The sequence below is a fragment of the Pararhodobacter sp. genome (assembly GCF_034676075.1).
Classification (GTDB): Bacteria; Pseudomonadota; Alphaproteobacteria; order Rhodobacterales; family Rhodobacteraceae; genus Pararhodobacter.
Window position 1 is genome coordinate 1 of record NZ_JAUCCQ010000113.1, and the last position, 13,153, is coordinate 13,153.

Sequence of the window (13,153 nt, forward strand, 5' to 3'; positions counted from 1 at the left end):
TTGAGCCTGTGGAGGCCCCGGGGGCCTTCTGCCCCCGGACCCCCGAGGATATTTGAAGCGCAAAGAAGGCGGCTTAACGCCCTCTTAATCTTCATCTTTGCGCCTCAAATATCCTCGGGGGGTGAATTGGCCGCAGGCCAAGAGGGGGGCAGACGGCCCCCCTTCCTGTTTCGGCGCGGCGGCACGCCGCGCCGTTGGTCGCCCGAGGCGCCCGCGGCAGCGGGCAACGAGGGCGAAACACCTCTCTGCATGAGCGCATCCCCCCGGCCTATTCCCGGTGGCCACGCGCCCGGTCACTCGGGCACCACTTCGCCGTTGATCAGGCGCGTGGTTCCCGTCAAGCCCAGCGGCAGGCGGTCGATATAGGCGTTGGGACTGCGGCCGTCGTAGGGAATGCCGTCCAGCAGCGTGACCGGCTCGCGGTAGCCGTCGCTGCCGAAGGGGAAGTCCGCGGCCGCGGCGAGTCCGTCGTCGATCAGGCTTTGTGCGGCGTCGAGGTAGATGTCGGGCCGGTACACTCGTGCCGCGACCTCGTGATACCAGGTGTCGTCGCGGGCCTCGGCGATTTGGCCCCAGCGGCGCATCTGGGTCAGGTACCAGATGGCGTCCGAATAATAGGGATAGGTCGCGTCGTAGCGGAAGAAGACGTTGAAATCGGGCACCGCGCGCACATCGCCCGGCTCGTATTCGAAGGTCCCGGTCATCGAGGCGGCGATGATCCCGGCCTCGGCGCCGACATAGGCCGGGCGGCTGAGGATCTCGGCCGCCTCGGCGCGGTTGGCGTTGTCGTCGGCGTCGAGCCACATGGCGGCCCGGATCAGGGCGCGGACGATGGCGCGGGTGGTGTTGGGATAGGCCTCGACGAAATCGGCGCGCAGGGCGAAGACCTTTTCGGGGTTGTTCGGCCAGATCTCGTAATCGGTGATGACCGAGACGCCGATGCCGCGTTGCACCGCCGCCTGGTTCCAGGGTTCGCCGACGCAATAGCCGTGGATCGCGCCCGCGGCCATCGTCGCGGGCATCTGCGGTGGCGGGGTGACCGAGAGGAACACATCGGCGCCGATCTGGCCACTGGGATCCTCGGGCGCGTAGAGGCCCGGATGCAGCCCGCCCGCCGCAAGCCAGTAGCGCAATTCGTAATTATGGGTCGAGAAGGGATAGACCATGCCCATCTCGAAGCGGCGGCCCTGGGCGCGGAAGGCCTGCACAACCGGGGCCAGCGCCTCGGCGCCGATCGGGTGTTGCGGGCGGCCGTCGGGCAGGGAGGGGACATGCGGGCGCATCCGTTCCCAGACCTCGGTCGAGACGGTGATGCCATTGCCATTGAGGTCCATCGAGAAGGGGGTGACGATCTGCGCCTCGGATCCATAGCCGATTCCGGCAGCAAGGGGTTGCGCGGCCAGCATCTGCGCGCCCTGCAACGTGCCCGACAGCACGCCGTCGCGCAGCACCCGCCAATTGGCCTGCGCTTCCAGCGTGATCTCCAGCCCTTCCTCGGCGAAATAGCCGCGCTCCAGCGCGATGGCGAGCGGGACCATGTCGGTGAGCTTGATGAAGCCGAAGGTCAGCTCGGCCAGCTCCGGTTCCTGGGCAGCGGCCGGATGGCTCAGCACCAGGGCGAGGAGGGCGGCGAATCGGCGGGGCATGGCGGGTCCTTTCCGGGCATCGGGCCGGGAGAGACTCGCGCGAAACGGTGGAGAAAGGAAAAACAGCCGCTGACGGATCCTGCGGGAGGAGCTGACCTGTCAGCGGCCGTGCAAGGTTTCCCAAACTGCGGGAAGAGGTTCGTTCGAAGGTGTTCTCACCTCCACAAGCTCAGTGTCGCGCTTCGGGGCGGCGGCGGCAATCGTGGGCTTGCTGCGGCCGCATTCTCGTCGCTGCGGCGCGGCGAAAAGTGGGGCCGATGCGCGATTTTCGGGCAGTCGCGGGGTCCGTGATCAGGAAAGCGGCCCTCGGCGAAGGGCGCCGGAGTCGGTGCGCGATTCGCCTACGCTCCGGGATGCCGCGGCCCGGTGCTTGCCAGGAACCGGCGCGGCTGGCATGCAGGGGTATGCCTGCCGATCCCGTCCCCACCCGTTTGCGCCTGCGACTGCTCTTTGGCACCGATGCCATGCTGGGCCCGGGCAAGGCCGATCTTCTCCAGCAGATCCGCGAGACCGGCTCGATCTCGGCTGCCGGGCGGGCCATGGGCATGAGCTACAAGCGCGCCTGGTCGCTGGTCGAGGAGATGAACGCGGCTTTCCGCGAGCCCCTGGTCCAGTCGGCGCGGGGTGGGGCCAGCGGCGGCGGGGCACAGCTGACGGCGATGGGCGAGGCGGTGCTGGCGGGCTATCGCCGCATCGAGGAGATCGCCGCCGAGGCCGCCGGGGCGGAGATCGCCGCACTGGCCGGGTTCCTGCGCGATATGCCTGACGGGAAATAACGCTTGCGGCGGCGGGTTCTGCTTGCGATATGTTTCGACGAACATATTGCTTGAGGGACCTCCGATGATTCGCCACCTCTCCGCCCTGATCCTGGGCGCCGTTCTGGCCACGCCCGCCGTCGCCACCGATTTCAACGTCTTCGCGGCGGCCAGCCTGTCGGACGCGCTGGGCGAGGCGGCGCAGGTCTACGAGGGCGCGACCGGCGACCGCGCGGTGCTGGTCTTCGCCGGATCCTCGGCGCTGGCGCGGCAGATCCAGGCCGGGGCGCCGGCGGATCTGTTCATCTCGGCCTCGACCGACTGGATGGAGACACTGGCGGGTGAGGATCTGATCGACGGCGCGACGCGGGTCGATCTGCTGGGCAACAGCCTGGTGCTGATCGCGCATGGTGCGGCCGCACCGCTGGAGGGCACGCCCGACATCGCCGCGCTGCTGGGCGAGGGGAGGCTGGCCATGGCGCTGGTCGATGCGGTGCCCGCGGGCGTCTATGGCAAGGCGGCGCTCAGCTTCCTCGGACAATGGGCGGCGGTCGAGCCGCGGGTGGCCCAGGCCGACAACGTGCGGGCGGCGCTGGCGCTGGTGGCGACGGGCGAGGCGCCTTACGGCATCGTCTATGCCACCGACGCCGCGGCCGAGGCGGAGGCGAGCGTCGTCTATACCTTCCCGGCCGAAAGCCATGCGCCGATCCTGTATCCCGCCGCGGTGACCGCCGCTGCGGCCGAAGCCTCGACCGCCGCGGCCTTCCTCGACTGGTTGCAAAGTGACGAGGCGCAGGCGATCTTCGCGCGGCACGGTTTCACCACCCCGTAAGAACGATCGGACCCTGACGGCATGGACTGGCTCGGCCCCGCGGAATGGCAGGCAATCGCCCTGTCGCTGAAAGTCGCTTTCTGGGCCACGCTGGTCTCTCTGCCCTTCGGCATCGCCGTGGCGCATCTGCTGGCGCGGCGGGCCTTTCCCGGCAAGGCGCTGGTCAACGGTCTGGTGCATCTGCCGCTGATCCTGCCGCCGGTGGTCACCGGCTATCTGCTGCTTATCACCTTCGGCGTGCGGGGGCCGGTGGGGGGGCTGTTGCAGCCCCTCGGCATCGTCTTCGCCTTCCGCTGGACCGGGGCGGCACTGGCTGCGGCGGTGATGGGTTTCCCGCTGATGGTGCGGGCCATCCGCCTGTCGTTCGAGGCGGTCGATCCGAAGCTGGAAGAGGCGGCGGCGACCCTCGGCGCCTCGCGGGTCTGGGTGTTCCTGACGGTGACGCTGCCGCTGATCCTGCCCGGGGTGCTGGCCGGGGCGGTGCTGGCCTTCGCCAAGGCGCTGGGCGAGTTCGGGGCCACGATCACCTTCGTCTCCAACATCCCCGGCCAGACGCAGACCCTGGCCTCGGCCATCTACACCTTCCTGCAGGTGCCGGGGGGCGAGGGGTCGGCCCTGCGGCTGGTGGCGGTCTCGGTCGTGCTGGCGATGGGGGCGCTGCTGGCCTCGGAACTGCTGGCGCGGCGGGTGCAGAAACGGGTGGGCGGGGCATGAGCGTTTCGGTCCGCGTGAGCCATCGGCAGGGGGATTTCCTGCTGGACGCCGCCTTCGAGGCGCCGCCGGGCATCACGGTTCTTTTCGGGCGCTCGGGCAGCGGCAAGACCACGCTGGTCAATGCCGTGGCCGGGCTGTTGCGGCCGCAGGCGGGGCGGATCGCGGTGGGCGATCAGGTGCTGTTCGACAGCGCGGCGGGGATCTTCCTGCCGACCCATCGCCGCCGCCTGGGCTATGTGTTTCAGGAGGGACGGCTTTTCCCGCACCTCTCGGTCCGCCAGAACCTGCTCTACGGCCGCTGGTTCGCGCCGAGGGGCGCACGGCGCGAGGATCTGGGCCGGGTGGCCGAGATGCTGGGCATCGGCGCGCTTCTGGACCGGCGGCCGGGGGATTTGTCGGGTGGGGAAAAGCAGCGCGTGGCCATCGGCCGGGCGTTGCTGGCCTCGCCGGGGCTGATCCTGGCGGACGAGCCGCTGGCCGCGCTGGACGAGGCGCGCAAGGCCGAGATCCTGCCCTATTTCGAGCGCCTGCGGGCCGAGGTGCCGATCCTCTACGTCAGCCATTCCGCCGCCGAAGTGGCGCGGCTGGCGACCACCGTCGTGGTGCTGGAAAAGGGCCGCGTCGTGCGGCAGGGGCCGGCGGCCGAGGTTCTGGCCGATCCGGCGGTGACGCCTGTGGGTGCGCGTTCCGCGGGCGCGATCCTCGAGGCGGTGGTGCTGCGCCACCACGCCGACGGTTTGAGCGAGTTGCAGGCCGGGGGGCATCCCCTTTTCCTGCCGCGGGTCGGTCAGGCCGAAGGCAGCCGCCTGCGGGTGCGTATCGCAGCGCATGACGTGATCCTGTCGCGCGGGCGGCCCGAAGGCCTGTCGGCGCTGAACATCCTGCCGGGCGTGGTGCACGAGGTCCGGGGCGGCGAGGGGCCGGGGGCGATGGTCTCGGTCGATACCGGGGCGGGGCGGTTGCTGGCCCGGGTCACCCGCCGCTCGGCCGAGGCTCTGGGGCTGGGACCGGGGGTCGCCTGTCACGCGGTGATCAAGTCGGTCGCCGTGGCGCCCGAGGATGTCGGCGGGCGCTAGGCCGGCCCCGCGTCACAAGAGTTGGGTCACCACGAACAGCAGCCCCATCAACACCGGCTGATGCAGCAGGTAGATGACCAGCGAATGCCGCCCGGCCCAGGCCAGCGCCCGGCCCAGTGGCCCGCCATCGCCGCCCGGCCGCCGCCCGACCAGCGCCAGCTTGGCAAAGGCCATGCCCAGCAGGAAGGGCCCGAACCAGGGGAAGATCGGCTCCAGATCCATGCTCACCGGCTGCAGCGCGGCAAAGCCGATCCAGGCCAGCCAGCGGCTGTCGAAGGCCGGGAATTGCACCAGATACGGCAGCGCCCAGACCAGCGCCCCCAGCACCGCCAGCGCCCAGACCGGCAGGCGCAGCGCGGGCAGGCCCAGCACCCGGCTGACGGCGATGACATGCAGGATGCCGAAAAAGACCCAGGCCTCGCCCAGAGAGAAATAGGTCACCACGCTGACCAGCAGCGCCGCCGCCGCCACCTTGCCGGTGTCGCGCCAGAAGGCCGGCCAGCGCATCCCGCCCCGCGCCGCCAGCACCAGGCTCACCCCCGCGAGGAAGACGAAACTGCCGGCGACGAGCCGGGCGAAGGTCCGCCAGGGCAGCGAGACGATGGTGCCCGGCTCGACCAGGCCGAAGAATTCCAGATCGAAGGTGAAATGGAACACCGCCATGCCGATCAGCGCCACGCCGCGGGCGATGTCGATCAGCGGCAGGCGGGAGGGGCGGATCGGATCGGTCATGCAAAGCCTCGGCCGGAACGGACACCGAGAAGGCGCGGAGCGCGCGGCGAAGTCAAGCCCGGGCCGGAGGGCGGGGCCTCAGCGCAGCGGCCTGAGCGCGGCGTCCTGCGCCGCGAATTCCGCCCGGCCCTCGTCGCCGCCGCCGGTGAAGGCCGCCACCGTCACCGGCAGCGGAAGGTCGGGGAAATGATAGACCGCCGCCAGGCTGAACGGCCCGCCGCCGCTGTGGCCCAGAACCCGCCCGGCCGCTCCGAACCGGCCGCACATCAGCCCCAGCCCATAGCCGCATTCCGTCCACGGCCGACCCGGCAGGGCGCCGCCCAGCGGGCGGGCGGCTGTCATCTGGGTCAGTGACCCGGGCTTCAGGATCTTGCCCGCGAACAGCGCGTGCATCAGCCTCGCGGCATCCTCGGCGCTGCCGATCAGGCAGCCATGATAAACCCAGCCCGGGTGATAGCGCTGCGCACCCGGGAAGGGCAGGTCGCGGAAATCCTGCCGCCCCGTCGCCAGCCGGAGGCTGCGCAGACCGAGGGGCGCGCAGATCTGCTCCTGCACCACTGCGTCCAGCGGCAGGCCCGCCGCCTCCTCGATCACGCGCCGGGCCAGCAGATAGCCGACGTTGGAATAGGCCCAGCCCTCGCCCGGGGCGAAAAGCCGCCCCTGCGCCAGTGCTGCCCGCAGCAGATCGTCCGCCGGCCAGGGCTCGTCATCGCGGGCGACGGAATCGCGATAGGCGGGCAGGGTGAAGTAATCCGGCAGGCCCGCGGTATGGTCCAGCAGCTGGCGCAGGGTGGCGCCGATATCCGCCAGCGGCGCATCCAGATCGACCCGTTGCGCCTCGGCCAGCCGCAGGGCGCAGAGGGCGATCACCGTCTTGGTGACGCTCCAATAGGGCACGAGCGGGGCATCGGGCGCGGGCTCTGGCCCGGGGATGCGGTGCAGGAAAAGGGGCGCGTCGGGCGTCATCGGGCGAGCCTACAACAATCCCGCGCGCCCGCCAGACGGATCGCTCACCCGCGCAGGCCCCGGCCCAGCCCGCGCCATCCGGCCAGCGTCACGATCATCACGCCCGCCGAGGCCACCCAGAAGGGCGCGGTCAGCGCCTGCTCGCGGGCGAGGACCAGCTCGGCCGCCCGCACCACCAGTCCCGACAGCAAGAGGCCCAGCGGCATCATCCCCCAGGCCAGCAGGCGGTAGAGGCTGTTGACCCGGCCCAGCAGCGCGTCGGGGATCATCCGCTGGCGGGTCGAGACCGAGACCGTGTTCCAGACCAGCCCGCAGAATTCGAAAAGCGCGAGGACCAGCGCCAGCGTCATGAGGTTGGGCGCCAAGGCGATGGCGGCGAAGGCGGGAACCGAGGCCAGCAGCGTCCATTGCGCCGCCGCGCCCTTGCCGATCCGGCGCACGATCCGCTCGCCCGCCAGCCCGCCCAGGATCCCGCCGACCGCCCCCGCCGCCAGCACCAGCCCGTAGCCGGTCGAGGAGAGGCCCAGATTCTCCTGCACATGCAGGACCAGCGCGATCATCACCATCTGGAAGAACAGGTTCCAGAAGCCTGTCAGCCAGGCGAGGAGCCGCAGGAGAGGCGCATTTTGCAGGAAGGCAAAGCCCTCGGCCAGTTCGCCGCGCCAGTCCCGGCGTTGCGCGCCCCGGGGGCGGAATTGCCCGGCGATGCTGGCCACGATCAGCCCGGCAAGGGCGTAGAAAAGCGCGTTGGCGGCGAAGGCCAGCGGCAGGAACAGCGCGATCAGGAAGGCGCCCAGCGGCGGGCCGACCAGCGCATTGCCGGTCAGCTCAAGGCTCCACAGCCGCCCGTTTGCGGCCTCGAGCCGGTCATGCGGCACCAGCGCGGGCAGCATGGTCTGGGCGGCGTTGTCGCGAAACACCTCGGCCCCGCCGACCACCAGTGCGGCCAGAAGCAGCGTGACGAAGACGGGAACCGACGAGACCCCGCCCCCGGACGGCGGATCAAGCGGCAGGGCGAGCCAGAGCGCGATGGCGGCTGCGCCGAAGGCCAGCGCCCGCACCAGATCCATGGCGAGGATCAGGCGGCGGCGGTCGACCCGGTCGGTGACGATGCCCGCGGGCAGGGCCAGCAACGCCCAGGGCAGGCGCAGCGCCACGGCCACCACGGCGATGAGCAGCGGGTCGCGGGTGATGAGCGAGGCGACCCAGGCCCAGGCGATGGTGGCGATCCCGTCGCCGAGATTGGCCAGGCCGCTGGCGGCGATGAAACGCCCGACACGGGCGCCTCGGGGCGGCAGGCTCTCGTCGCGCATTGGAATCCCTGTCGGTGATCGCGTGCCGGAAGGCTAGGGCCTCAAGCCCCCTTGAGGTCAAGCGCCAAGTGAGCCGCCGGAACGCGCCAGGGGGCGACCCCGGAAGGGGAACTGCTGATCATCGGAGAGGGGGGGCGGATGCCATCCGAAAGCGACCCAAACCTATGGATTTTCTGAATCCTGTCGGCAGGCCGCGCCAAACAATCCCGGTTCGAATGCCAAGCATTTCCGACCCAGACCGGGCCTTCGGTGCGAAACACGCGAGCGTTCGCTGTGCGGGACTTTGCGGGTTTTCGCTACGCTTGCGCCAATGTCGGCATAGTGCGACAAAGCGCAGAAAATCCTTTCAGCGGAAGGTGTGGCTTTGCCAGACAATCGGATTTCTTTTCTACTGGATCCGCCAAAACCGGAGGCTTTCGTAAAGCTGCGTTCTGACTGCGGGTGGGGCGAGATTAGCCGCGAAACAGCGGCCGCAGCCTTGAAGCGAAGTATTGTCGATCTGACGGTTTTTGACGGGGACCGCCTCATAGGCATGGGGCGTGTCGTCGGGGATGGCGTGCTGTATTTCTACCTCCAAGACATCATTGTGCTGCCGACCCATCGGAAGCGTTCAATCGGGAGGCAAATCGTTTCAAAGCTCCTGGAAGAGACATTGGCGCGCGCTGCGACCGGTGCGACGATCGGTTTAATGTCTGCCAAGGGGAAGGAGGCATTTTACCAGAACTTTGGGTTTCAAGAGCGACCCACTGACCAGTTGGGTTCAGGCATGACGCAATTTGTCTTGTCTGATTAGCCGCCACTTAAATGGATTGCAGCATAGGTCAATGAGGGCTGGTTCAAGACTTTCGCCGCCGTTTCGACACATGACCGCTTAGCCCCTGCCCCGCCCTCTGGGCGTGTCACCGGCTCCAGGCGACAGCCGGCAGACCGGCTTCCGCCTGCAACGTCCCGGCCCATCCTCCCTGTCCGAATGGCCGTCACCCTGTCTGTGCGAGCCAGCGCGCAGACCTTCGGCCATGGTCGTCCTGGTCCATGCCGATGCGCCCTTCGGGTGTCGATCACTGGGGCAGGACGTCACTGGGGCAGGAAGTCAGAAACCTCCCTCATGGGTCAGCGACGTGACACAAAAGTCGGTTTTGCTGGGCATCTGACAGGGGAAATGGCGGACCCGGAGCGATTCGAACGCCCGACCCCCAGATTCGTAGTCTGGTGCTCTATCCAGCTGAGCTACGGGTCCGCTATGGGGGGTCATTTAGCGGGGGGCGTCGGGCAGCGCAAGGGGGTTTCGGCGCTTTTCTGATCGGGCGGCAAAAGACTTCGCTCAGGCCCGGCGCAGGCGCCCGTCAGGCCCCGTGCGGCAGCCAGATGCGGAACTCGGTGCCTTCCTCGTCGCTGCGCACCAGCTCCAGCTTGCCGCCATGGCCGCGGATCAGTTCGGCGGCGATGACCAGCCCCAGCCCGGTGCCGCCCTTGCGCGCGCCGCCCTGGAAAGCCGCGAAAAGATTGTCCTTCGCGCGTTGCGGCAGGCCCGGCCCGGTGTCGATGACCCGAATCGCCGTGCCGTCCTCCTTGTCGCGGGCCGTCACCTCGATCGAGCCCTGCTGGCCGGTCGCCTCGATCGCCTGGCGGGCATTGCGCACCAGGTTGGTGATGACGCGGAACAGCTGTTCGGGATCGGCGCGCAGCATCATCGTCGCCGGCACGTCGATCAGAAATTCCACGGCGCAGCTGGCCTCGCCCGCCGCCATCTTCTCGCCATCGACCAGATCCTCGACCATCGGCCGCAGCGCGAATTGCGTCAGCCGCGGCGGCGGTTCCTCGGCCTTGCCGAAGGCGAGGGTGCTTTCGCACAGGCTGATGGCGCGCGAGAGCGCGTTCAGCAGCTTCGGCGCCGAGCGCACCACGGCGGGGTCGGTCGAGCCCTCGATCCGGTCGGCCAGCAGCGAGGCGGTCGACAGGATGTTGCGCAGATCGTGGCTGATCCGGGCCACGGCGCCGCCCAGCTGCGCCAGCCGTTCCTTCTGCTTCAGTGCCGCGGTCAGATCCTCCTGCAGATGTTGCAGCGCCTCTTCGGCGGCGCGCAGCTCGGTCACCCGCGAATCGGGCTCGATGATCGAGCGCGCGTCCTCGGGCGCCTTGGCATAGGTCGCCATCGAGGCGATGACCCGCTGGATGGGCGTCACGATCAGCGTCTGCACCGACAGGAACAGCAGCGCCGCGGTGGCGAGGGTGATGACCAGCGACAGGAACAGGATCCTCAGCGCGTAATCCCTGAGCGTCTCTCGCAAGGGATCGGCGTTCATCGTGACCTCGATCAGCAACCCCGCCTCCTGCACCGGGTCGCCGATCAGCCGGATCACGGTATTCTCGGGCGTGAACATCGCCGCCAGCCCGTCGCGCATCAGCAGCCAGATCGAGCTTTCGCGCAGGTCATAGGTCGCCCGCACCGGCCCCGGCACCGGCGAGGACAGCACCAGTTCGCGCACCGCGTCGCGTCTGAGGACGACGTTGTAGACCCCGGCGGTGGCCAGAAGCTCCTCGGCCAGTTTGTCCGAGATCTGCCCGTCCGAGGCGAGCAGCGCCAGCGAGGCGATCTGCGCCCGTTCGACGCGCGTCAGCAGATAGTCTTCACGGAAGCGGGCGACGTAGGGCACGAAGATCAGCACCTCGGCCAGAAGGACGAAGAGCAGGGTCAACAGCAGGAATCGGCCCGAGAGCGAACGAAAGAACATCAGTATCCCGCGTACCGGGCGGTCAGGGCACCCAACGCTGGACAGCCCGAACCACCCGCTTGATCAAGGCATTATCAAACAGCTTGGGGCTAAAATAGGTGCCGGCGGCGCGTTTGGAAAGTTCCGCCATGGTCGGATAGGGCAGAACCGTCGCGGCAAGGGCGTTCAGTTTCATCCGATTGGCCAGAATGAGCGACCAGAGGGCGATCTGTTCACCGGCCCCGGTGCCGCAGATCGTCGCGCCGACCGGGCGGGCGCCGACGCTCATGACCTTGAGGAAGCCCAGCGTCTCGGCCTCGGCCTGGGCGCGGTCGGCGGCGGCGAAATCGTGGCGCAGCACGGTCAGCCGGGCACCGTATTGACCGCGAGCCTCGGCCTCGGTCAGGCCGACCTGGGCCAGTTCGGGGGCGGTATAGGTCACGCGGGGGATGTGGTCGGTCCGCACTTTCGCCCTGAGGCCCAGAACGGCGGAGCGCACGACGAGCCCGGCATGATAGCCCGCCAGATGGGTGAACTGCCCCCGGCCTGCGGCGTCGCCGATGGCATAGACCCGCCGGTTCGAGCTGCGCAGCCCCTCGTCGGTGACGATCCCCCGCGCGTCGTGGCGGATCCCCGCGGCATCGAGGTTCAGCCGCTCCAGCGCCGGGGCGCGCCCGGTGGCGACCAGCAGATGCGTGCCGACGAGGATCGTGCCGCCCGCTACCTCGATCTCGATGGCGCCGGCGCGGCCGCCGACGCGGCGGACGGTGACGCCCTCGAGGATCTCGACGCCCTCGGATTTCAGCCGGGCGATGACCAGCGCCGCCGCTTCGGGGTCTTCATGCCCCAGCGCCCGCGCCCCCTCGATCACCGTGACCATGGCGCCGAGGCGGCGGTGGGCCTGCGCCATCTCCAGCCCGATCGGGCCGCCGCCGATGATCAGCAGATGCCCGGGCGGCTTCTTCTGGGCGAAGATCGTCTCGTTGGTCAGATAGGGCGTCTCGGCCAGGCCGGGGATCGGCGGGATCAGCGGGCGCGAGCCGGTGGCGATGACGAAGCGGCGGGCGCGGATGCGCTGGCCCCCGGCCTCGACCTCGTTCGGACTGGTGAAACGCGCCCAGTCGCGGATCACCTGCACGCCGAAACCCTCGAACCGCTCCTGCGAATCGTGGGGGGCGATGGCGGCGATGACCCGCGACACGTGGTCCTTGGCGGCGGCGAAATCCACTTCGGGCTGGTCGGCGGCGACGCCCGGGAAGGGGCGGCGATGCGCGGCGGCGGCCTTGGCGGCGGCCAGCAGCGCCTTCGAGGGCACGCAGCCGTAGTTCAGGCAATCGCCGCCCATCTCGTGGCCTTCGATCAGCACGGTGCGGGCGCCCATCTGCGCCGCGCCCGCCGCCACCGACAGCCCGCCCGAGCCCGCGCCGATCACGCAGATATCCGTCTCGATCATGCGCCACTCCTCCGCCGCACCAGGATGGGCAGCAGCGACAGCGCCGCCAGCCCCAGGATCGGGCCCAGGATATAGGGCTGGAAGATGACAGTCAGGTCGGGCCTTTCGCCGCGCGCAAAGACCTCGCCCAGCCCGGCGCCGACCCAAGTATAGACCAGCGCGCCGGGGATGATGCCCAGGAAAGTGGTCCAGGTGAAGCGGGCGGCGCGGACCCCCAGGAAAGCGGGGATCAGATTGGCGACGAAGAAGGGCACCGCCGGGATCAGGCGCATGGACAGCAGGACCGGCACCTCATTGGCGCGGATCCCGTCGCTGAGCCGGCGGACCGCCCCGTCCGAGGCGTCGATCCGGGCGCGCAGGCTCTCGCCCAGCCCGGCGCGCACGGCGAGGAACAGCGCCAGCGCGCCCAGCGTGGCGCTCGTCACGTTGTAGAGGACGCCGGGAAAGAGGCCGAACAGGAAGCCGCCGGTCAGCGTCGCCCAGATCGCCCCGGGGATCGAGAAGGCGACGATCAGCGCATAGGCGGCGACGAAAAGCGCGGGCGTCAGCAGCGGATGGGCGTCGCGATAGGCCAGCAGCGCCTCGCGGTGGCGGGCGAGCGCCTCGAAACTCAGCTGGTCACGCAGGAAGACGGCGCCGAGTATCGCGCCGGTCAGGACCAGAAACAGGGGCAGCCAGCGGCGCATCAGTGAAGCCCGCTCATCCGCAGCCGCCGCCAGCCATAGAGGGCCAGCGCTGCGGTGCCGAGCGCGGCAACCACATAGGGCAGACGCAGGGCCATGTCGCGGCCGAAGGGCTCTTCAGCCAGCGAGACGATCCAGCCGCCCGCCAGCGCGCCAATTGGCATCATCCCCCAGCCGAAGAAGCGGTAGAGGCTGTTCACGCGGCCCAACAGCGCGTCGGGGATCAGCCGCTGGCGGTAGGAGACCGTCACCAGGTTCCAGACCACCCCCGC

12 protein-coding genes, 1 tRNA gene and 1 pseudogene are annotated in these 13,153 nt (G+C 69.4%); 5 read left to right on the top strand and 9 right to left on the bottom strand.

What is annotated here, in order from left to right:
• Positions 1-293 precede the first annotated feature (293 nt).
• Positions 294-1,646: a CmpA/NrtA family ABC transporter substrate-binding protein gene (locus tag VDQ18_RS19235; protein WP_323022521.1), complete on the bottom strand. Its 1,353-nt coding sequence runs from the start codon at positions 1,644-1,646 to the stop codon at positions 294-296.
• A 404-nt stretch (positions 1,647-2,050) separates the two neighbouring features.
• Between VDQ18_RS19235 and VDQ18_RS19240 the strand changes: the two genes are divergently transcribed.
• The 4 genes from VDQ18_RS19240 to modC all read left to right on the top strand — a co-directional run bounded on the left by VDQ18_RS19240 (position 2,051) and on the right by modC (position 5,023).
• A complete protein-coding gene (locus VDQ18_RS19240; RefSeq protein ID WP_323022522.1) occupies positions 2,051-2,422 on the top strand; it encodes a winged helix-turn-helix domain-containing protein in 372 nt (123 codons plus the stop codon).
• A gap of 64 nt (positions 2,423-2,486) precedes the next feature.
• Positions 2,487-3,233, top strand: a complete 747-nt coding sequence (gene modA, locus VDQ18_RS19245) for a molybdate ABC transporter substrate-binding protein (protein ID WP_323022523.1) — start codon at positions 2,487-2,489, stop codon at positions 3,231-3,233.
• Between the two features lie 21 nt (positions 3,234-3,254).
• The gene (gene modB, locus VDQ18_RS19250) at positions 3,255-3,947 is read left to right on the top strand and encodes a molybdate ABC transporter permease subunit (RefSeq protein WP_323022524.1); all 693 of its coding nucleotides are present in this window, start codon (positions 3,255-3,257) and stop codon (positions 3,945-3,947) included.
• Positions 3,944-5,023 (top strand): molybdenum ABC transporter ATP-binding protein, encoded by a 1,080-nt coding sequence (gene modC / locus VDQ18_RS19255; RefSeq protein ID WP_323022525.1) that lies wholly within the window; start codon positions 3,944-3,946, stop codon positions 5,021-5,023. The genes modB and modC overlap by 4 nt, the downstream gene beginning before the upstream one ends.
• Before the next feature lie 12 nt (positions 5,024-5,035).
• Here the strand turns inward: modC and VDQ18_RS19260 are convergent, their stop codons facing one another.
• The 3 genes from VDQ18_RS19260 to VDQ18_RS19270 all read right to left on the bottom strand — a co-directional run bounded on the left by VDQ18_RS19260 (position 5,036) and on the right by VDQ18_RS19270 (position 8,034).
• Positions 5,036-5,755, bottom strand: coding sequence for a heparan-alpha-glucosaminide N-acetyltransferase (locus tag VDQ18_RS19260; RefSeq protein ID WP_323022526.1), 720 nt, complete (start codon positions 5,753-5,755; stop codon positions 5,036-5,038).
• 78 nt (positions 5,756-5,833) lie between these two features.
• Complete coding sequence (locus VDQ18_RS19265) at positions 5,834-6,721, bottom strand: serine hydrolase domain-containing protein (protein WP_323022527.1); 888 nt, start codon at positions 6,719-6,721, stop codon at positions 5,834-5,836.
• A 44-nt stretch (positions 6,722-6,765) separates the two neighbouring features.
• On the bottom strand, positions 6,766-8,034 hold the full coding sequence (locus VDQ18_RS19270) for an MFS transporter (RefSeq protein WP_323022528.1): 1,269 nt from the start codon (positions 8,032-8,034) through the stop codon (positions 6,766-6,768).
• 358 nt (positions 8,035-8,392) lie between these two features.
• Between VDQ18_RS19270 and VDQ18_RS19275 the strand changes: the two genes are divergently transcribed.
• A complete protein-coding gene (locus VDQ18_RS19275) occupies positions 8,393-8,827 on the top strand; it encodes a GNAT family N-acetyltransferase (protein ID WP_323022529.1) in 435 nt (144 codons plus the stop codon).
• Between the two features lie 367 nt (positions 8,828-9,194).
• On the opposite strand, the gene VDQ18_RS19280 is transcribed toward VDQ18_RS19275, so the two are convergent.
• The 5 genes and pseudogenes from VDQ18_RS19280 to VDQ18_RS19300 form a co-directional block, all read right to left on the bottom strand.
• Positions 9,195-9,271 (bottom strand) — tRNA-Arg (locus tag VDQ18_RS19280).
• A gap of 106 nt (positions 9,272-9,377) precedes the next feature.
• Positions 9,378-10,766, bottom strand: a complete 1,389-nt coding sequence (locus VDQ18_RS19285; RefSeq protein WP_323022530.1) for a HAMP domain-containing sensor histidine kinase — start codon at positions 10,764-10,766, stop codon at positions 9,378-9,380.
• Between the two features lie 22 nt (positions 10,767-10,788).
• A complete protein-coding gene (locus VDQ18_RS19290) occupies positions 10,789-12,198 on the bottom strand; it encodes a dihydrolipoyl dehydrogenase family protein (RefSeq protein WP_323022531.1) in 1,410 nt (469 codons plus the stop codon).
• A complete protein-coding gene (locus VDQ18_RS19295) occupies positions 12,195-12,884 on the bottom strand; it encodes a TVP38/TMEM64 family protein (protein WP_323022532.1) in 690 nt (229 codons plus the stop codon). Before VDQ18_RS19295 ends, VDQ18_RS19290 begins: the two co-directional genes overlap by 4 nt.
• A pseudogene (locus VDQ18_RS19300) lies at positions 12,884-13,153 on the bottom strand (MFS transporter); the annotation flags it as partial. The pseudogene VDQ18_RS19300 and the gene VDQ18_RS19295, both read right to left, overlap by 1 nt.